The sequence below is a fragment of the Flavobacterium sp. KS-LB2 genome (genome assembly GCF_036895565.1).
In the GTDB taxonomy this organism is placed as follows: Bacteria; Bacteroidota; Bacteroidia; order Flavobacteriales; family Flavobacteriaceae; genus Flavobacterium.
On sequence record NZ_CP145904.1, the window covers coordinates 2,258,394 to 2,278,747 of the forward strand.

22 protein-coding genes and 1 pseudogene are annotated in these 20,354 nt (G+C 32.4%); 16 read left to right on the forward strand and 7 right to left on the reverse strand.

The window, feature by feature from the left end:
- The first annotated feature begins 57 nt into the window (after window positions 1-57).
- From V5J73_RS09635 to V5J73_RS09655, 5 genes are all read left to right on the forward strand, one after another.
- Window positions 58-873, forward strand: a complete 816-nt coding sequence (locus tag V5J73_RS09635) for a 2,3,4,5-tetrahydropyridine-2,6-dicarboxylate N-succinyltransferase (protein WP_338645425.1) — start codon at window positions 58-60, stop codon at window positions 871-873.
- 86 nt (window positions 874-959) lie between these two features.
- A complete protein-coding gene (locus tag V5J73_RS09640; protein WP_338645428.1) occupies window positions 960-1,937 on the forward strand; it encodes a Stealth CR1 domain-containing protein in 978 nt (325 codons plus the stop codon).
- Window positions 1,938-2,299: 362 nt separating this feature from the next.
- Entirely contained in the window at window positions 2,300-2,980 is a 681-nt protein-coding gene (locus tag V5J73_RS09645; protein ID WP_338645430.1) for a phosphocholine cytidylyltransferase family protein, read from the forward strand.
- A 2-nt stretch (window positions 2,981-2,982) separates the two neighbouring features.
- Window positions 2,983-4,017: a CDP-glycerol glycerophosphotransferase family protein gene (locus V5J73_RS09650; RefSeq protein WP_338645432.1), complete on the forward strand. Its 1,035-nt coding sequence runs from the start codon at window positions 2,983-2,985 to the stop codon at window positions 4,015-4,017.
- A 33-nt stretch (window positions 4,018-4,050) separates the two neighbouring features.
- Window positions 4,051-4,800, forward strand: a complete 750-nt coding sequence (locus V5J73_RS09655; protein WP_338645434.1) for a glycosyltransferase family 2 protein — start codon at window positions 4,051-4,053, stop codon at window positions 4,798-4,800.
- Here V5J73_RS09655 and V5J73_RS09660 read toward each other — a convergent pair.
- Complete coding sequence (locus tag V5J73_RS09660; protein ID WP_338645437.1) at window positions 4,797-5,561, reverse strand: Kdo domain containing protein; 765 nt, start codon at window positions 5,559-5,561, stop codon at window positions 4,797-4,799. The two genes, V5J73_RS09655 and V5J73_RS09660, sit on opposite strands and share 4 nt — an antisense overlap.
- Window positions 5,562-5,800: 239 nt before the next feature.
- Between V5J73_RS09660 and V5J73_RS09665 the strand changes: the two genes are divergently transcribed.
- The 6 genes and pseudogenes from V5J73_RS09665 to V5J73_RS09690 all read left to right on the forward strand — a co-directional run bounded on the left by V5J73_RS09665 (window position 5,801) and on the right by V5J73_RS09690 (window position 10,766).
- A complete protein-coding gene (locus tag V5J73_RS09665; protein WP_338645439.1) occupies window positions 5,801-6,370 on the forward strand; it encodes an L-threonylcarbamoyladenylate synthase in 570 nt (189 codons plus the stop codon).
- Between the two features lie 37 nt (window positions 6,371-6,407).
- Window positions 6,408-6,791 (forward strand): GxxExxY protein, encoded by a 384-nt coding sequence (locus V5J73_RS09670; RefSeq protein ID WP_338645440.1) that lies wholly within the window; start codon window positions 6,408-6,410, stop codon window positions 6,789-6,791.
- Between the two features lie 26 nt (window positions 6,792-6,817).
- A complete protein-coding gene (locus tag V5J73_RS09675) occupies window positions 6,818-8,239 on the forward strand; it encodes a CCA tRNA nucleotidyltransferase (RefSeq protein WP_338645442.1) in 1,422 nt (473 codons plus the stop codon).
- Window positions 8,240-8,290: 51 nt separating this feature from the next.
- Window positions 8,291-9,313, forward strand: a complete 1,023-nt coding sequence (locus V5J73_RS09680) for a COX15/CtaA family protein (RefSeq protein ID WP_338645444.1) — start codon at window positions 8,291-8,293, stop codon at window positions 9,311-9,313.
- Between the two features lie 258 nt (window positions 9,314-9,571).
- Window positions 9,572-10,345 (forward strand): CDP-alcohol phosphatidyltransferase family protein, encoded by a 774-nt coding sequence (locus tag V5J73_RS09685; protein WP_338645446.1) that lies wholly within the window; start codon window positions 9,572-9,574, stop codon window positions 10,343-10,345.
- Between the two features lie 238 nt (window positions 10,346-10,583).
- Window positions 10,584-10,766 (forward strand): annotated as a pseudogene (locus tag V5J73_RS09690) (CsbD family protein).
- A 106-nt stretch (window positions 10,767-10,872) separates the two neighbouring features.
- Here the strand turns inward: V5J73_RS09690 and V5J73_RS09695 are convergent.
- The 6 genes from V5J73_RS09695 to V5J73_RS09720 form a co-directional block, all read right to left on the reverse strand.
- Window positions 10,873-11,640, reverse strand: a complete 768-nt coding sequence (locus V5J73_RS09695) for a LytR/AlgR family response regulator transcription factor (RefSeq protein ID WP_338645448.1) — start codon at window positions 11,638-11,640, stop codon at window positions 10,873-10,875.
- A gap of 57 nt (window positions 11,641-11,697) precedes the next feature.
- Entirely contained in the window at window positions 11,698-12,033 is a 336-nt protein-coding gene (locus tag V5J73_RS09700; RefSeq protein WP_338645450.1) for a 2TM domain-containing protein, read from the reverse strand.
- A gap of 60 nt (window positions 12,034-12,093) precedes the next feature.
- Complete coding sequence (locus tag V5J73_RS09705) at window positions 12,094-12,399, reverse strand: 2TM domain-containing protein (RefSeq protein WP_338645453.1); 306 nt, start codon at window positions 12,397-12,399, stop codon at window positions 12,094-12,096.
- A gap of 44 nt (window positions 12,400-12,443) precedes the next feature.
- A complete protein-coding gene (locus tag V5J73_RS09710; protein WP_338645455.1) occupies window positions 12,444-13,778 on the reverse strand; it encodes a histidine kinase in 1,335 nt (444 codons plus the stop codon).
- Window positions 13,779-13,826: 48 nt separating this feature from the next.
- The gene (locus V5J73_RS09715) at window positions 13,827-14,447 is read right to left on the reverse strand and encodes a hypothetical protein (protein WP_338645458.1); all 621 of its coding nucleotides are present in this window, start codon (window positions 14,445-14,447) and stop codon (window positions 13,827-13,829) included.
- Between the two features lie 147 nt (window positions 14,448-14,594).
- Complete coding sequence (locus V5J73_RS09720) at window positions 14,595-16,799, reverse strand: TonB-dependent receptor (protein WP_338645460.1); 2,205 nt, start codon at window positions 16,797-16,799, stop codon at window positions 14,595-14,597.
- A gap of 177 nt (window positions 16,800-16,976) precedes the next feature.
- On the opposite strand from V5J73_RS09720, the gene V5J73_RS09725 reads away from it, so the two are divergent.
- The 5 genes from V5J73_RS09725 (at window position 16,977) to V5J73_RS09745 (ending at window position 20,348) form a co-directional block, all read left to right on the forward strand.
- Complete coding sequence (locus V5J73_RS09725; RefSeq protein WP_338645462.1) at window positions 16,977-17,435, forward strand: YciI family protein; 459 nt, start codon at window positions 16,977-16,979, stop codon at window positions 17,433-17,435.
- A 42-nt stretch (window positions 17,436-17,477) separates the two neighbouring features.
- Entirely contained in the window at window positions 17,478-18,035 is a 558-nt protein-coding gene (locus tag V5J73_RS09730; protein ID WP_338645464.1) for a sugar O-acetyltransferase, read from the forward strand.
- A 71-nt stretch (window positions 18,036-18,106) separates the two neighbouring features.
- Window positions 18,107-18,502, forward strand: a complete 396-nt coding sequence (locus V5J73_RS09735) for a hypothetical protein (protein WP_338645466.1) — start codon at window positions 18,107-18,109, stop codon at window positions 18,500-18,502.
- Window positions 18,503-18,548: 46 nt separating this feature from the next.
- On the forward strand, window positions 18,549-18,938 hold the full coding sequence (gene gloA2 / locus V5J73_RS09740; protein ID WP_338645468.1) for an SMU1112c/YaeR family gloxylase I-like metalloprotein: 390 nt from the start codon (window positions 18,549-18,551) through the stop codon (window positions 18,936-18,938).
- A 129-nt stretch (window positions 18,939-19,067) separates the two neighbouring features.
- On the forward strand, window positions 19,068-20,348 hold the full coding sequence (locus V5J73_RS09745) for a chloride channel protein (RefSeq protein ID WP_338645471.1): 1,281 nt from the start codon (window positions 19,068-19,070) through the stop codon (window positions 20,346-20,348).
- Window positions 20,349-20,354 lie beyond the last annotated feature (6 nt).

Here is a 20,354-nt window from a genome sequence, read left to right on the forward strand (position 1 = left end):
CAATTTGCATTTTTGATTTTAGTTAAAAAACATATCTTTGCTAAAAATCTAACTAAAATGAATCCATTACAAACAATTATAGAACAAGCTTGGGAAAACCGTGCATTGTTGCAAGAAACTACAACAACTGATGCTATCAGAGAAGTTATCGAATTATTAGACACTGGAAAATTACGTGTGGCTGAACCAGTTGATGAGGGATGGCAAGTAAACGAATGGGTTAAAAAAGCGGTAGTGATGTATTTCCCTATTCAAAAAATGGAAACATTAGAATCTGGAATTTTCGAATACCATGACAAAATGTTATTGAAAAGAGGCTATGCCGAAAAAGGAATTCGTGTAGTACCAAATGCGGTAGCACGTTATGGCGCCTATATTTCAAGTGGTGTAATTTTGATGCCTAGCTATGTAAACATTGGTGCCTATGTAGACGAGGGAACAATGGTGGACACATGGGCAACCGTAGGAAGTTGTGCTCAAATTGGTAAAAACGTACATTTAAGCGGCGGTGTTGGTATTGGTGGTGTTCTAGAACCTTTGCAAGCAGCTCCGGTAATTATTGAAGACGGTGCTTTTATTGGTTCCCGTTGTATCGTAGTGGAAGGCGTTCACGTTGGGAAAGAAGCGGTTCTTGGTGCCAATGTTTGTTTGACTGCATCCACAAAAATAATTGATGTTACAGGTGAAACTCCAGTTGAAATGAAAGGTTATGTTCCTGCTCGTTCCGTTGTAATTCCAGGAAGCTATACTAAAAAATTCGCTGCAGGTGAATTCCAAGTGCCTTGCGCTTTAATCATTGGAACTCGTAAACCTTCAACAGATTTGAAAACGTCGTTGAATAATGCTTTACGCGAATATGATGTAGCGGTATAATAAGAATTTAAATTAGTAGCATTTTATTTTTTTGCCATAAATCAGATTCCCAAAAAACGAGGGAATATCTTAAACTAAGCTACCCTATGAGTGAAAAAACTTCGACTTTTCAGCTTGATGCAGTTATTCCATGGGTTAATGGTAACGACAAAAAATGGCAAGAACAATTAAATAACTACTTAACCGTTAAAATAGATTTTACTAATAAGAAAGAAAGTGTTCGGTTTAATTCTATAGGTGAGATCGATATTGCTATCAAATCCATTATAAAATACGCTCCTTTTTTTAAAAACATATACTTAATTACTGATGATCAACAACCTGAAGCTTTTGAATCGCTAAAAGCTTTGGGTAAATCATCAGGAATTAATTTGGAATTAATTGATCATAAAGTGTTATTTAAAGGGTATGAGGAATTTTTACCGTGTTTCAATTCCTGCTCTATAGAATCTTTACTTTTTAATATTCCAAAATTATCAGAACATTTCGTTCTTTTTAATGATGATTTCTTTATCATGAGAGATGCAAATGTTTCTGATTTTTTTACCAACGGAAAACCAATAATCAGAGGGAACTGGAAAACATTTAACGAGGACAGAATGTACAGAAAAATGTATCATAATCTACTCGCATCAATGGGGAAATATGTACCTAAAAAAGGCATTAGCTATAAAGAATTGCAACAAAATGGTGCGAAATTAGCTGGAACCGACAAATACATCAGAAGATTTCACTCTCCATACCCTATAAGAAAATCGACTATAGCTGCTTTTTTTAAAAATTACGATGTAAAAAACAATATACAATATAGATTTCGAGATAAAAACCAATTTATAATATGCTCATTATCCGATCATCTAGAAATTAAAAACAATACTTACGATTTTCAAAAGAATACTAAATTATCTTATTTTCGATCCTACAAAAACCACTTAGTGGTGATGCTTAAATTATTTTGGTTTGACATTAATAAAAACAAAGTATTCATGACATTTCAAAGTTTAGAAATGGCAGATAACAAAACACAATCTTATATTTTAAATTGGTTGCATAAAAAACTTTAAGGATTAAATACCAAAACCGTAAGCAAACAAAAAAATTGTTTAAATCCTTAACTTGTTCTTCAAGTAAACAAATTGTACTACAAATTCAACAAAAATTTAAATACATTTTAGCAACTATAGAAAACGAGTGTTATAGATATTTAAAGAATATTTTTTACAAGCATTACTATTAGTCAAAAAAAGCGTTAGTATTATTGGCTATTGCCATTTCCATAAGAGTATGTAAACTGATATTAAACCGAATAATAGCATTATAACATCAGACATTTTTGGTATTAAAAATTTAACAATTCTATAAAATTGTTTTTATCCTACATCATTTTCTTTACCTTTGAAAAATTACAATTATTTAAAAATAAATCATGAAGATCATTATTCTTGCTGCTGGTATGGGCTCTAGACTTGGAAACCCATTTCCAAAACCGCTAACCCCTTTGAAAAACGGAAAAAGCATTATGGAAACCCAACTTGAAAATATAACTTCAAAATACAATATTGACAATATCAATGTGGTTGTAGGGTTTAAAAAAGACCTCATTATGGAGCGTTTTCCTGAATTAACCTACATCTACAATCCGTTTTTTGACAGAACCAATACCTCAAAAAGCCTACTAAAAGCATTAAAGAAAAACATTGACAAATCGGTTTTATGGATGAATGGAGATGTTGTTTTTGACAAATTACTCTTAAACATACTAAAACCATACATTAAGTCAAATCAATCTTTTGTTGCTGTAAACACTAGTAAAGTTGCTGATGAAGAAGTAAAATATACCTTAAAAGACGACTACATCGACCAACTTTCTAAAACGGTAGAAAATGGTCTTGGAGAAGCCGTAGGAATCAATTTTATCTCATCAAATGATATAAAAAGCTTCATCAACAGACTTGAAGAATGTGATGACAATGATTATTTTGAAAGAGGATTAGAACTAGCAATTGAAAAGGACAATCTTAAAATTAAAGCTGTAGATATTTCAGCCTATAATTGTATGGAAATTGACTTTATAGAAGATTTAGAAAATGTCAATAATATGTTGTAAACATGAAGTGTATTCTTTTTTGTCAAAATAATTATGCTTTTGGAATTCTTGAACCTATAAAAACCTATTGTGAAAATAATGGTCATGAGTATATTTGGTATATTAATGACAAAATAATTCATGATTTTCCGTTTAAAGAGGAGAAACACACTTCGTCTATTACTGAATTAAAAAACTTTGAAAGTGATGTACTATTTGTACCAGGCAACGAAGTTCCTTATTATTTAAGAGGACTGAAAGTTCAAATATTTCATGGATTAGCTGGTGAGAAAAAAGGACATTTTAGAATTCGTCATTATTTTGACTTATACTTAACTCAAGGACCTTACTTCACAGAACGATTTAAGAAATTAAAATCGATTCATAAAGACTTTGATATTATTGAAACTGGCTGGCCCAAATTAGATATTTACGGGACAGACAAATCAGCTTTTGAACAAGAAAAAAAAGAATTACTAGAAAAGCATAACGCAAAAAAAATCCTGCTTTACGCTCCTACATTTTCTCCTAAACTGACTTCCGCGCCATTTTTAAAGGAGCAAATAAAGGCGTTATCAGAGCATAAAGACTATTTGATTTTATTAAAGTTTCATCCTTTAATGGACGAATCGTGGATTCAAATCTATACCGATTTAGCCCGTGAAATTACTAATATAATTTTTGAAACAGAAAAAAATATTATCAAATTTTTATTAATTTCTGATCTACTCATTAGCGATACATCTTCTGTAATCTATGAATTTTTATTGCTCGACAAGCCTGTTATAACATTCAATAACATATCAGAACAAATACTTTGGCAAAATAGTTCCCACTATGATGAACTCTTATCATTAGTGGAGAAAAACCTTAATGAAGATCCATATTCAAAAGAGCGCAAATTTATTTTTGAAAATTACCATCCTTATAATGATGGACAATCAGCAAAAAGAATGGTAGAGGCAGTTGCCGATTATATCCAAAAAAATGGAGTACCCGAAAAACGCAAAATTTCAATATTAAGAAGATTTAAAATCAACTCCATTTTCAAAAAATAGAGCTATACTAATAGAAAAACGGTCTAAAAGAACATGCCATTAAGCGCCTTGATTATAACGAAGAACGAAGAACATAATATTGCATCCGTTATAGAAAATTTGAATATTGCAGATGAAATTATCGTCGTGGATTCTTTTAGCACAGACAAGACCATAGCCATTGCGTCTAGTTACAATAATGTGAAGATCGTCCAACATCATTTTGAAAATTATGCCACACAACGCAACTATGCCGTTAGATTAGCTAAGAATTCTTGGATTCTTTTTTTAGATGCTGACGAAAGGTTAACTCCAGAACTAAAAGAGGAAATACTGAAAACAATTCAATCAAAAGAGGCGTTTTCAGCCTATTATTTCTACAGAACTTTTATGTTTAAAAACACAAGAATACGATTTTGCGGTTCCCAAACAGATAAAATTTTCAGGCTTTTCAAGAAAGAAAATGCCCATTATAATTTAGAAAAAATTGTTCATGAAAAATTAATTGTAACAGGAAAAACTGGCACGTTAAAGAATAAACTAATCCATTATTCCTATAGAAATTATTCTGATTACAAGCAAAAAATGATTTTTTACGGAAAACTAAAGGCTAAAGAAGCATTCAAAAATGGAATCAAGCCTACTTTTTTTCATTTTTACATTCGCCCTATGTACCTATTCCTAAATAAATACCTCTTTAGATTGGGTTTTTTAGATGGTAAAAATGGAATTATTATTTGTTATTTGAAAGCCTTCAGTGTGTACACTCGCTTTCAGGAATTAAAAAAAATGAATTCAAATTAAGATTTCCAAAACTTGAGCTTCTTTTTCAATCTCTTTTTGCGGGCAAATTTATAGTGAAACTCATTAGTAGCTTGCCACATTTTTTCAAAAATTAAACTACTGGACTCTGAATAATATTTAGAATATTCATCACTCATTATCGCAATCATTTCTTTCTTTGGTGTAAGCCTGCTTAAATTTTTCATTCGTTGATCAAAATCCATAGATTTATGAAAATTCATTCTATTTAAATCTACCAAAAAGAAATCATATTGATTTTCATTGCCTTTTTTAATCAATGTATTTCCTGGGGAATGGTCTAAAAACTCAATGCCTTTTTGATGTAAATCGAATGAAAACTTAGAAAACTGACGCAAAATATTTTCAAAATCAGGATAATTGGGGTCATTTACCAATTCTCTAAAAGTCAAATCCGCTTGAAGGTGTTCGCTGCAATAATAACTATCCATCAAACCTAGCCAATCATAATTTTCAAAATACGCTATGGGTTGTGGAGTCCCAATTTCATTTTCGAGCAATTTATTTGCATACTCATAAGAACGTCTGGCTTTAGATTTTCTAAAATATTTATAGGCTATTTTATTAATTAAATGTGGTTTTTTGAATGATTTAATATTCATCATTTTACCTTCTAATTCAAATAACTTTATAGTATTGCGCTTACCATCTCCAAAAAGAGTTCCTTTTTGATAAAAACTACTAACATCATTACTAATTTCTTTTTCAAACGTTTTAAAAGATGGATTCAAAATATATTTCATAAAGACTCGAATTAAACTACTACAAAAGTAAGTATTGCGGTTCAGACTTCAAATTTTAAAAGTGATTTACTCAAAACGATTGTTTACATGACAAAAACTATTTTCTTTATATCATATCCAAAATTCAAAAAAGTAAACCTTTAAATATATTTGGATTACAAACCACAAATGAAGTATTTTTACACTCTGGAAATTACATTAGTTTTAGGAAATTAAAACTTATCCACAAAAATAAAAATATGGAAAACATCAACGAAGAAGTACACAAAGCCTACGAAATCATAAAAGAAGGCGGAATCATTCTCTATCCTACTGACACTGTTTGGGGAATTGGTTGTGACGCCACAAATGCTGAGGCTGTTGCCAAAATATACAAACTCAAACAAAGAGCCGAAACCCAAAGTATGATTGTTTTGATGAATGGCGAAAAAATGATGTATAATGTTTTCAAAGACATTCCTGAAGTAGCATGGCAAATTATCGACTTGTCTGAAAATCCAACCACTCTAATTTTAGATAATCCTAGAAATGTAGCACCAAATATTATATCAGCAGATAAATCTCTTGGAATTCGTATTGTAAAAGAACCGTTTTGCTTTAAACTAATGGAAAAGATGAAAAAACCATTGGTTTCAACCTCGGCAAACATCTCTGGACAGCCAACTCCTATTGCCTTCAAAGATATTAATCCCGAAATTATAAAAGGTGTAGACTATGTTGTAAATTTACATCGCGAAAAAATTGGAGGAAAACCTTCAACAATAATAAAATTAACGAATGATTCTCAGGTGAAAGTGATTCGAAAGTAAAATTTTACCGCAAATTCGCAAATTTTTTTTAGTCTACATGGAAGAATACATTTATAAAGATGAAAATTACACAATAGTAGGCATTCTGTTTGAAGTGCATAAAAATCTCGGAAAAGGTTTTTCTGAAATAGTGTATAAAGATGCTATTGAATATGAATTTCAGCAACAAATTATTCCATACCAAAGAGAAAAAGAGTTTTCTGTTTATTACAAAGACACTATTTTAAAACATAAATTTTATGCAGATTTTGTGGTTTACGATAAAAATATTCTCGAAATAAAAACCGTTGATTGTTTCAACAACAATCATTATAACCAATGTTTAAACTATTTAAAAGTCTCTAAAAGTAAACTTGCAATACTTGCCAATTTTAACTTAACATCATTAGAATACAAACGCATCATAGATTCAAAAAAATAATTTGCGAATTTGCGGTCATCAAAAATATGAATTACAAATCAGCCTTAAATAATAAGATATTCGAAGTCATTTCTCAAGCTTCCCAAGAACTTAACGTTGAAAGTTACGTGATTGGAGGTTTCGTGCGAGATTTGCTTTTGAAAAGAGACTTCAAAAAAGACATTGATATTGTTGCCGTGGGCAGCGGAATCGAATTGGCTTTGCACGTTTCAAAACTACTTCCTAACAAACCAAAAGTTCAAGTTTTCAAAACCTATGGAACAGCGATGTTGCGTTTTGAAGATACTGAAATTGAGTTTGTAGGTGCTAGAAAAGAATCGTATCATTTTGAAAGTCGGAATCCAGTAGTAGAAAACGGGACGCTTGAAGACGACCAAAATCGCCGTGATTTTACGATAAATGCATTGGCTTTATCTTTAAATAAAGAAAATTTTGGAGCGCTTTCAGACCCTTTTAATGGCTTAGCCGATTTAAAAAATAAAATAATAAAAACACCGTTGGATCCAGATCTGACTTTTTCTGATGATCCGTTGCGCATGTTGCGAGGCATTCGTTTTGCGAATCAATTAGGGTTTGAAATCGAAGAAAATTCGTTGAATTCTATAACCAAAAACGCAGAACGAATCAAAATTATTTCTGGAGAGCGCATTGTGGATGAACTGAACAAAATCCTTTCTACCGATAAACCTTCAGTAGGATTTTTGCTTTTGTTCAAAACAGGCCTTTTGGATATTATTTTACCAGAATTGACCGCTTTGAATCAAGTTGAAGAAATTGAAGGACACACACATAAAAACAATTTTTATCACACGCTTGAAGTTGTTGACAATATTTGCCCACATACTGATGATGTTTGGTTGCGCTGGTCTGCATTATTGCACGACATTGGAAAAGCACCCACAAAACGTTTTAATAAAAAACAAGGCTGGACTTTTCACGGACATGAATTTCTGGGTGGAAAAATGGCAAAAAAAATATTTGAACGCTTACACATGCCATTGAATCACAAAATGAAATTTGTGCAAAAAATGGTCATGATGAGTTCGCGCCCGATAGTTTTATCGCAAGATACCGTTACAGATTCTGCTGTACGTCGTTTGGTTTTTGACGCTGGTGAAGATGTTGAAAATTTAATGACACTTTGTGAGGCTGATATTACAACCAAAAACCCTAATAAATTCAAAAAATACCACAATAACTTTATAATTGTTCGAAAGAAAATTGTAGAAGTAGAAGAACGCGATCAAGTACGTAATTTTCAACCGCCAATATCAGGTGAAGAGATTATGGAAAAATTCAATTTAAAGCCTTCAAAAGAAATAGGAATGCTAAAAGAAGCCATAAAAGAAGCTATTCTGGAAGGAGAAATTCCAAATGAATATGAAGCAGCCTATGAATTCATGCTAAAAAGAGCAGCGAAAATTGGATTAAAGATTAACGCTTGTTGAATTAACAATTAATTACATTTCAAATATCTTTGCATAAATTAATTTCAAATAATGAAAAAAGAGAATAATTACGTTATCATTTGGTTGTTATCAGGATGCTTATTATTGTTTATGATGGTTGTAGTGGGAGGAATTACCCGATTGACCAATTCTGGTTTATCAATGACCGATTGGCATTTAGTAACCGATACTTTTCCGCCTTTAACTGAAGAAAAATGGTCTCACGCTTTTGAAGAGTATAAAAAATTTCCAGAATATCAAAAAATCAACATACACAACGATTTTACACTCAGTGACTATAAATTTATTTATTTCTGGGAATGGTTTCACCGTTTTATAGGAAGAATAATTGGGTTAGCATTTATTGTACCATTCATCTATTTCTTATTCAAGAAACGTCTTTCTAGCGGAACCATCAAAAAATGTGTTGTTTTACTTTTAATGGGTGGTTTCCAAGGATTTTTAGGCTGGTTTATGGTACGAAGCGGATTAATTGACAATCCAGATGTAAGTCATTTTAGATTGGCATTACACCTGACATTCGCCTTTATAACCTTTGCCTATACGCTGTGGGTAGCTTTGGACTTAATCTATCCAAACAAAGTAGCTGTCATACTACCCTTGCGGAAATTAGCACGTATTTCGTTAGTATTTTTACTATTACAAATAATCTACGGTGGGTTTGTTGCCGGATTAAATGCAGGTTTAATTCACAATCACTGGCCATTAATGAGCGACGGACAATTCATTCACGACAGTGTGTTTATTGAAAAAAGCACTTTGTTCTTGAATCTCGTTGAAGGAAAAAGTGGCGTTCAGTTTGTACATCGAACTATGGCATATGTTGTTGTAGGATTAATTCTTGCGCTCTATTTCAGTAGTAAAAAATACGCACTTTCTTTGTTGCAGAAAAAAGGAATCAATATCCTAGTATTAATTGTATTTTTACAATTCACATTAGGTGTTTTCACATTACTTTACCATGTTCCACTTTGGCTGGGATTAGTACACCAAGTAATGGCTTTCTTTTTATTGACAGCAATGACATTTACTTTACATCGATTATCAAAATAAACCACGGACTGAAAGTCCATAAATTTGGTTAGCAGACTGAAATCTGCAAGTTTGAATTACGATTTTTTTACTGCAGATTTGCAAATTTTAAACTATTACAATTGGAATAATTTGCGAATCTGTAGTTTGATTTTTTTTTAGAAGTTAAAGCGAGATGTGTACTGAAAATGCATAGTTTTAAACGATATTTGAAATCAATAAAACACAACAATTATTACACCTGACTATATTGTCACATTTCTTTGTTCATCAACATAAATGTCTAAACTTGCCGCTCAAGATAAATTTTTAGATTTATCAGATTATGGAAGACCATTTGGGAAATTTCTAGCCAATACACTAAAAAATACTCGGTTCACTCCCATCCATGTTACCCTACTTTTTGGAGTTTCAGGATTACTTGCAATTTACTTTATCCTAGAAGGAAGTTATTATTTTGCCGGTTTTTTTATCATTTTAAAATCAATGATCGATGCTGCTGATGGTGAATTGGCAAGAATAAAAAACACGCCTTCTTACACCGGAAGATACTTAGACAGCGTGTTTGATATCATTCTGAATTTTCTTTTTTTGATGACAATTTGTTACGTTTCAAAAACATCATTTTGGCTTACTATTTTAGCTTTTATTGGCATCCAATTACAAGGTACTTTATACAATTATTACTATGTTATTTTAAGAAATAAATCAGTAGGTGGAGATACAACCAGCAAAATTTTCGAATACAAATCCCCTCGTGCTTTACCTGGCGAAACACAAAAATCAGTTGATATTTTATTCCGAATATATACAATTGTCTACGGAACTTTTGACAAAATAATCCACACACTTGACCAAGAAGCGTACAAAGTAAAAACGTTTCCAAACTGGTTCATGACGGTACTTTCAATTTACGGATTGGGTTTTCAACTATTGATAATTGCCGTAATGCTACCAATGGGTTTAATAGAATATATCATTCCATTTTTCATTATTTACACCGCATTAATTTTTGTAATTATTGGCATCCGAAAAGTGTTTTTTAAGGCTTAAAACCTCCATAGATATAATCTATATTAAAAACACAAGTTACACGTTACCATTATTTTAAATAGGAACACTTACAGTAATTATTCAAGACTTGATTTGATTTATTTTATTAACTAAACTCAAAACAAAACTGAATAATGCAATGGGATTTCGCAACAGTTTCTCAAAATTATATAATATTTTTGAAGTTTAAAATAGTCAAATTTGTAATCAACAAATAGTAATTTTAAACTTAGATATTATGCCAAATTCAAAAGAGATTGAAGGAAACTAGAATGAACTAAAAGGCAAACTTAAACAGAAATTTGCCGATTTGACGGATGATAATTTATTATACGATGAAGGAAAAGAAGATGAAATGTGGGGTAAATTACAACAAAAATTAGGCAAGACAGAAAAAGAAATCAAATCATTATTTGATTAATTTCTAAGTTCTAAACGTACTTAAACTGTTTCAATTGCTAGCGTCCAATTTTTCCTTTTTAGTTTTTTTTGAATGCGCTTTGAAACAGTTTTTTTATGCTCTAAAACTACCCAATCCACGTCTTAAAATCGGATACTTTTTCTCTACTCACAATCACCTCTTCCTCTTTATAAGATGGCAAAATAACTTTCAAACGAGAGTTACTGTAGACAACAATTTCTTTGATTGCTTTCAGCGGAATTATAAATTTTCTACTGATTCGAAAGAAATCAGCGGGATCTAATTCCTGTTCCAAAAGTTCCAGCGTGCACTCCATTAAATAATTTCTATTGTCAAAAGTATGCAAATAGGTTCCTTTATTTTCACTAAAAAAACACTCAATTTCATCGGTAGCAATCACCTTTAAATGTTGGCCTATTTTTACCGTAAATCGTTTTTTATAGTTTTTCTCAAATGGATTGGTCAACATCTTTTTAATTTGCTCAAAATCGATTCCAAGGTTTTGAGATTGTAATTCTTGCTTTGGCAAAAGCGACTTGAATTTAGCAACTGCAATTTCAAGATCATCTTCGTCAATGGGTTTCAAAAGATAATCGATGCTATTCAATTTGAAAGCACGAAGCGCATATTCATCATAAGCTGTTGTGAAGATTACGGCACTTTTAATTTCAACTTTCTCGAAAATTTCAAAAGACAATCCATCCGATAATTGAATGTCTAAAAAAATCAAATCCGGATGCTCATTTGTGGAAAACCAATCAATCGCTTCTGCAACAGAATGCAATAGTACCCCCACTTGAATGTTTAGCTTTTCTAATTTTCGTTGCAGTAATCTTGCTGCCGGTTTTTCGTCTTCGATTATGATTGTGGTCATTTACTATTGAATCGTTTATTGGGTTGTTTAATTAAATTAGTACTGAATCCTTGGGTTTTATTCCCATTTTTCACTTTTTTCCTTGTCCATGAATTCCTTTATTTTTTTCTCTTCCCAATTTCTTCCAAAAATAAAATTAGGAATAAAAGTCGAAAGAGCATGTGCTAACAATCCAATTCCCCAAAAGAAAGCCGTAAAGAAATTCTCTATTTTAAAATAACTTTCTCCCGCATCTAAATCTCTAAAGTTAATGAATACGATTAGTAAATTTACCGTTATATACACTATTAAATGCGTATAAAAACCTTTCAATCGTTTAACTTCCCGTTGGGCGGCTGCGTACTTATCTTCCGGCTGGAATTCTCCAAACTCAGAATTATTATTTCTTTTCATTTTGATGTTATTATGTATTTATTATTAAAACAAATTCTATTTTGAGATAAAACTACAGCATTAAGTCCAATTGTCTTTTCTTAAATTTTCCTTATCCATGAACTCTTTGATTTTTTGCTGCTCCCAATTTTCTCCAAAAAACGGCATATAGTTAAAGACTTTCATACCATGAAAAATCACTCCAATTCCCCACCCCAACATAGGCCAAAAAAACCATAAATGCTCCGGAGATGTTACTAAATTTATTACTAGGAGAGCAATATTAAAGACAATATAGGCTGTCAAGTTCCCGTAGAACCCTTTAATTTCTTCCACTTGTTTTTTCGCTTTATAATAGCGTTCATCATTTTTATAAGTATTTTCCATGATTTTTTATTTAAATTTTTAAGCGTTTAAAATTCATTTGATTTCTATTTCCAAGTTTGTCTTTGCTCATCTTTGCGCAAAATCTCTTGGATTTTTCTTTCTTCCCAATTCGAACTGTAACCAAAAACCTTGAAAGCATGCATCGTTAATCCAAATCCCCAACCGGCTGCAGAAAACCAAAACCATTGAAAATGTGGCGAAAACGTTAAATTAATAAAGATTAAAAACGGAATTACGCAACAATAAGAAATCAAGTTTGTGTAAAATCCTTTAAGTGCATCCACTCTTTTTTTGGCGTTGTAATACGCACTATTTTCGTTAATATTTGAAGTTGTTTCCATAACTGTAATTTGTTTTGTCAAAAGCGGTATTTTGACTGTGAATGTTTTCTCATTTTGTACAATCAAGACTTTCCTGTTCGTTATGATTGCATATCTGTTGACAATATTTTGCAACCCAACACCTTGTCTTTCCTGTAAAACTTCTTTCTTCTGATAATCATTTTGAATGGCTAAATAATCGCCTTCCACATAAATTCTAATATGCAAAGGCCTTTGCTCACTAACCACATTGTGTTTAACGGTATTCTCCAATAAAAGCTGCAAAGAAAGTGGTACTACTTTGGCTTCGGCCGAAATGATAGTTGTTGGCAATTCATAAAACAAGCTGTTCTCAAAACGCATTTTCAATAAATTCATATATGTTTTGGCGAAAGCTAATTCTTCTTCAACAGAAACCAGTTCTTTGTCTTTTTGTTCTAATACATAACGGTAAATTTTTGATAGTGAAATTGTAAATCGCTGTGCATTATCTGGATTTTCTTCGATCAAAGAACTCAATACATTCAAACTATTAAACAAAAAATGAGGATCAATTTGATTTTTTAAACTCTCAAACTTAGCGTTAGCGGTTCCCGCTATAATTTTTTGCTCTTTGACTTTGTTCTCATTATAAGCCTTGTAGAAAGCAATGGCGTGTACTGACAACGTCACAAAAAAAGTAATTATGATCGACGCTAAATAATTCGAAGGCTTTTCGTTTGCTAAAAAGTTTTCAAAAGAGTTATTACCGTAAACTACTTCTTCAAAAACATGCAGTAAAAAAATCACTGCTAATGAGACTCCAAAAGAACCTATAAAACCCGTTACCAATCTTTTAATTGAAAATCGATCTACAAAAAAGGCATCTAATTTTACAAAAAGCAACGCATTAGCTCCATAAAGGGAAAACGTGTACAATGCTGTAAAGAAAAAATGTACCAAAAGCCTCTTGTCAAAATGAATTTCACTACCCATAATCACATTAATAACTTCAATTACAATAAATATAATCAGGGTTAGTTTTATTACTTTTTGAAGTTGTTTGTATAGTATATTCATTTCTTTGCTGTTTATTCCGATGCTACAATCCAGAAAAAAAAAATTCTCTTATTTACAATTTTTTTGTGCTGCTAAAGCTCTGTCCAATCCCCATTTTGGAGAGAAAGGTGTTTCCGGTCTAAAAGTAGCAAAAAGTCCAATAGCTTTTTCAATTTGCACACACATTGGTTTAGTGTCTGTACCCCAAAATTTAGCACCGCCTATTTCAAATTCGGCTTTGCCAAAAACAACTCTTGGATTTTCTGGAGCAATTGCTTCTGCTTTTCCGTACAATTCCATAACCGTTCCAGATAATTTTTGTCCGTTTGTCATTGGATCAAAAGCAATCCAAGCGGTGTGAATCATAGCTTGTATAACTAATAATTCGGCATTACTTGGATTTTTATCCATTTCAATATTCAATGCGTTTTGTGCTTTCGAAAGCAATAAATTCATTTGCTCTTTATCTTTTGTTCTAAAAGCAGTCGTCGTATTTACTAATGCCACGTAATAATTAGGCAACCAACTTGTTTTTTCCGCAGCAGCAATTCTTTCAAATAAATCCGAAGCTTCGGTGTTTTTTCCTTCGCCCCATAACTGGAAGGCTTTTCCCATTCCTTGCTCAAATTGCCCTTGAGCAGATACTAAACTACAGATAAAAAATACGATTGTGGTGATAACTTTTGTCATGATTTCTTGGTTTTAAATGGTTATTTTTTTGATGATTGAAACGTTGTGTTATTTATACTTCAAAAGTATCTCAGTTTATATTGGTATAAAATTTAAAAATACTGAACTGTCAATTTTGAAGGATGAATTGTGATTAAGTTGAAAGTCTTAAAGATTTCTCAACTGATTGTCTTTTTTATCGTTGCTGATGGTCCAAAAGAATCCTACAAAGAAAAAACGATCAGCAGTAGGTATAATTTCTTTTCTCTTGTAAAAACCTGTATTATCTGGATTGTTAGCATATTCATAACCAAATACATTCTGAGAACCTAAAACATTAGAAACTGAGAAGTACAAAATCTTTTGTTGGCTCAATAAATACGCCCAATTGAAACTTAAACTGTTGTACGATTTAGTTTTTCCATTCATAAATTTCGTTTCGTTAGGATTGTTATATGGTCGTCCTGAACTGTAGGAATTCGTAAAACCTATTTGAGATTTCCAGTCGTTTATCCAGTATTTCGTAACGATAGACAAGCTGTGATCTGCAACAAAACTTGGTGTGACTTGGGAACTGAAATTTTTATAATCTCTTTCCGTATCGATGTACGAATAGGAAACCCAATATTCTAAGTTTTTAATTGATTTTCCATCTCTCCAAAACAAATCCAAACCTTTCGCATAACCCGAACCAGAATTATTGTAAATGGAATTGTACGCTGCCATTTTAGTGTCAAATTTCACTAAATTACTGTAGTATTTATAATAGGTTTCTGCACGAAACGTTTTTCCATTTTTATTGTATTGGAAATTCAAAATGTAATGTGAAGCTTTTTCACTTTCAAACTGATTGTTGTTAGAATACTTAATATATTCATCGTTTGGAGTTTGGGTAAAATCGCCATAAGCAAATGAAAACTGACTGTTTTTAGCCATTTTATACGCAAATGAAATTCGGGGAGAAATAGCGGTTTCGTTCAGCAAATCATTATTTGAAGCCCTTATTCCAACTTTTGCGGCCCACTTTTTAGAGAAGAAAATATCAGCTTCGGTATAAATAGCTGCAATGTTCGAATCGTACCCATTGGTGAAAACCGAACCTGAATTTTCGTTGAAATCTTCCTTAAATTGAGTCACAAAATAATCCGCTCCAAAGGAAAGTTTCAATCGGTCAGAAAAGCTTTTTTTTAATTTTAATTTCAAATGGGCCGCATTTTCATCATTCGCCACTTTATCTGAATCTAAATTTATTTTGTTGTTGCTGTAGCCATAACTCAATCCAGAAGTAATTTGCCAATTGTTACCAAAAACGCCTTTGTAAGACGAATTCAAATAGAAATTATTGTTATTCAAATCAACTCTGATTTTCTCCGCTGAATTGATGCTTTCCTGATTAATATCAAATTTTGAAGAGTCAAAAGCAGCGTACACTTTCAAAATCCCATTATTGAAGTTATAGCGATACACCGTTTCTCCAGACAACGATTGAAAAGGACTATTCCAATCCACGTTTTGAGAAATTACGGCTTGATAAGGAGCTAAATTAATATAATTCGCATTGACGCTCAGTGAACTTTTTTTCCATTTTTGAGTGTTCCCAATACCCAATCCTACAGTCATTAAAGAAATTTCCGTCTTATTTTGGTCTGGGTCATCTTGTGTATTCAACAATAAAACACTAGATAACGCTTCGCCATATTCCGCTGAATATCCACCTGTAGAAAAAGAAATTCCGCTGAACAGAAAAGGAGAAAACCTACCTCGTGTAGGCAAATTATTTGTGGTTGCGCCATACGGTTGCGCTACCCGAATGCCATCTACAAAAGTCTGTGTTTCATTGGCCTCGCCGCCACGAACAAACAATCGCCCGTCCTCGCCTACCGTTTGTGTTCCTGGCAACGTTTGCAAAGCCGCAATAATATTCCCCGCAGAACCAGCTGTAGTCACAATATCCAATGGTTTTAGCATCGAAACTCTGGCTTTGTCGCCCGCTTCTAATGTTCCAGCTGTAATCACAACTGCATCAAGCGAAGTCACGCTTTCTCGTAGTTTGATGGTTTTATTTTGAAAATTAGCTACATCAATTATCGTTTTTGAAGTTTCATAAATCAAGAAACTCACTACTAATGTTTGATTGCCCGCGGTTGTAGTCGTAAAACTAAAACTTCCTGTTTCAGTAGTGGACGAACCATCATAAGTTCCTTCGATAAAAACATTTGCCCCCGAAACGGGTTTCCCTTTTTCATCTACTACTTTTCCTGAAATCGTATTTTGCGAAAAAATAGTCAAGTTGAAGAATAAAATGGCAAAAGTAAAAATCGATTTAAGAATTTTCTTTGAATGATTTGATAGTTCTACACGTCTTGGTTTCATGATATTTGATTTTGATGAAGCAAATATCTCCCGCAAAAATCAGAACCAGAAAAAGTTATTACTGAACTGTTGAAATTACAGGATGAGTTGTTTTACACTATCCATTTCGAATTTGAATCCTACATTTTTTATATTATAATGAAAACCTTAAATTTGTGTACAATCAAATCTAAAAAGATGAAAAAATCAATAATATTCCTTTTACTGTTCTCTTTTAGTACTGCACTATTTTCTCAGGAAACTGCATCTACATTTGATGAAAAATTAGCAAAATCGCTACAAGCAGATGATTACGGAATGAAACAATATGTTTTTTGTTTACTAAAAACAGGAAGCAACACTAACGCTACCAAAGAAGAAACTCAAAAACTATTTGAAGGTCATATGAATAACATCAATCGATTAGCCAAAGAAGGAAAACTGGTTGTAGCAGGGCCTTTTATGAAAAATGATAAAAATTATCGAGGGATTTATATTTTTAATGCTAGCAGTCTCGAAGAAGCGAAAACATTTGTGGCGACAGACCCTGCGGTGCAATCGAAACTTTTAGAAGCGGAACTGACGCTGTGGTACGGAAGTGCAGCATTGCAAGAAACACTGAAAATTCATTATAAAGTAGCAAAAATTAAAATGTAATAGCAAAAAATACCTTCTTGCTTTGCTCCAATTAAAAAAACTATGATAACCGAAAAAGAAAAAATGATTGCCGGAGAATATTATTTAGCAGGCGATCCTGTTTTAGTAAAAGACCGTCGAAGAGCTAAAAACTTACTTCACCGATTGAATGTCACAGAATATCGAATGACCAAGAAAGCGAAGGAAATTATAAAAGAACTGATTCCTAATGCAGGAGCGAATCTTTATATTGAACCGCCATTTCATTGTGATTACGGATACAATATCAGTTGTGGCAAAAATGTTTATTTTAATGTAAACTGTGTTGTTTTAGATTGTGCCAAAGTCACTATTGGTTCTAATGTTTTTTTTGCACCGGGAGTACAATTGTATACCGCCACACACCCGCTGGATGCTGAATTGAGAAAAACCTTGGAAAACGCCTTAACCATAACCATCGGTAATGATTGCTGGATTGGCGGAAATTCAGTTATTTGTCCGGGTATTACCATTGGAAATGGCTGTGTCATTGGTACTGGTTCAGTAGTTACCAAAGACATTCCTGACAATTCATTGGCGGTTGGAAATCCGGCAAAAGTGATTCGGAAATTGAATGAATGATGAATATTGGAATTGCAATTTCTCAAAACTAAATTTCCCTATCTTTGTTATAATAACTTAAACAAATCATAATGAAACATCTAAAAACATTTTTAGTCTTGGCACTTATCGTTGTCGCAAACTCTGTTTCGGCACAATCTACTTTTGATAAGTGGCCTGCCATAAAAGAATTTCACGAAGTAATGTCGCAAACTTTCCATCCAGCAGAAGAAGGAAATCTGGCTCCAATAAAAGCACGTTCGGAAGAAATGATGAACAAAGCAGCGATGTTATTAAAATCAGATATTCCAACAGAATTTAGAACAAACGCTATTTTAGCTTCAGCGGAACGACTGCAACTTAAAAGCAAAGCACTTCACAAATTAGTAAAGTCAAATGGAACTGATGCCGAAATTGTGAAATCAATTACGGATTTGCACGACACTTTTCATGAAATTGTAGGACTTTGCTCTGACACAAAAAAATAAAAACCTAAAGCCTAATCAACCGATTAGGCTTTTTTGAACAACAGCCATGCTTGAACTCAATAAAATCCACCACATTGCCATTATTTGTTCCGATTATCAGAAATCTAAAACGTTCTATACAACTATTTTAGGGCTTACAATTATTCATGAAATTTATCGCGAAGAAAGACAATCGTATAAACTAGATTTGGCGCTTAACGGAGAATATGTGATTGAATTATTCTCATTTCCAAACCCGCCACAACGACCTTCAAAGCCAGAAGCAACGGGGTTACGCCATTTAGCTTTTGAAGTTAACAACATTCAACTAACCCGCGATTTTTTAATCAATCAAAATATAACTTCAGAGGAAATTCGTATTGATGAGTACACTAAAAAACGTTTTTTCTTTATTGCAGATCCAGATGATTTACCGGTAGAGTTTTATGAAAAATAAGGCGTTTTTACTTGTAAAAAAGTGAAAATAATATCTAAATCACAAAAGAAAATAGTCTATCCATTTTCTTTATTCGATTCCCATTATGTTTCTTTAATTTTGTAGTAATCAGACACATTCCTTTTACAAATGAACAATACCACACAAATCAAAAAAAATTATCGCTTCATTAAAGTTCAAAAACTAGTAATTGTATCCATATTAATTGGTTTTCTTTCTGCTTTTTTAGGTGTTATTTTAAAAAATACAACTGAATATTATGAAGAAATCTTTTTTCATAAAACGGTAGTTAACCCAATATTTTTAGTTGTTTTCCCCGTTTTTGGATTGTCAATAATTTATTTTCTACGAGAAAATGTATTCAAGAAAAAGGAAAACAAAGGCATAAAAGAAGTCTTTGAAAGCACTAATTCCAATTCGAATAATTTACCCAGTTATAAAATTCCTTCCCATTTCATTAACGGTTTATTGACTGTAGTTTTTGGTGGCTCTACTGGAATAGAGGTCTCGACAGTTGTTGCTTCGGCTACTATCGGTTCTGTGGCACAAAGAAAACAAAATGTATTCCGACAATACAAAACCGAGTTAATCTGTGCGGGAGTTGCTGCCGGAATTACCGCATTATTCAGCAGTCCTATTGCCGGTCTTTTATTTTCATTGGAAGTAATTTCAAAAAAAGTAACTCGGGCATTTATACTAACCAATCTAATCGCTGTTTCAATCGCTTTTGGACTCATTCATTTATTGGACGAAAAACCTTTGTTTGCAGTACATAATATGACTTGGCATTTAAGAGCTATTCCTTACTTTATACTGCTTGGAATTATGGCAGGAATAAATTCGGTTTATTTGACCCGTTGTGTGTTGTTTTTTAAAGCACAATTTTCAAAAATAAAGGTACCCTATTACAAAATCATCCTCGGATCTGTAATTTTAAGCGTTTGCCTTTTTGTATTTCCACAGCTGTATGGCGAAGGCTATCATGCCATCAAAACTATTTTCATCAATCCAAATGAAATGGTACTTTCGCTTTCATTGGTACTCACTTGCATTGGAATTTTAGTTTTGAAACCTATTGTTACATCAGCCACTTTAGCTTCAGGAGGCGATGGCGGCGTTTTTGCACCAAGTTTATTTATTGGTGCTTTTTTAGGATTACTGCTTGCTTTAATTTTAAATCAGTTTTTCAATGCCAATGTAATTCCAATAAATTTCATGATAATAGGAATGGCAGCCGTTTTGAGCGCCAGTATTCATGCGCCTTTTACTGCCCTATTTTTAGTTTGTGGTTTAACCAATGATTATACATTGTTTCTGCCAATTCTGGTGGTGTGTATAATTTCGAAATACACTTCTAAAATGATTTATCCGTTCACCGTTTACTCTTATTCTCCCAGTTTAGCAAAATAATTATCG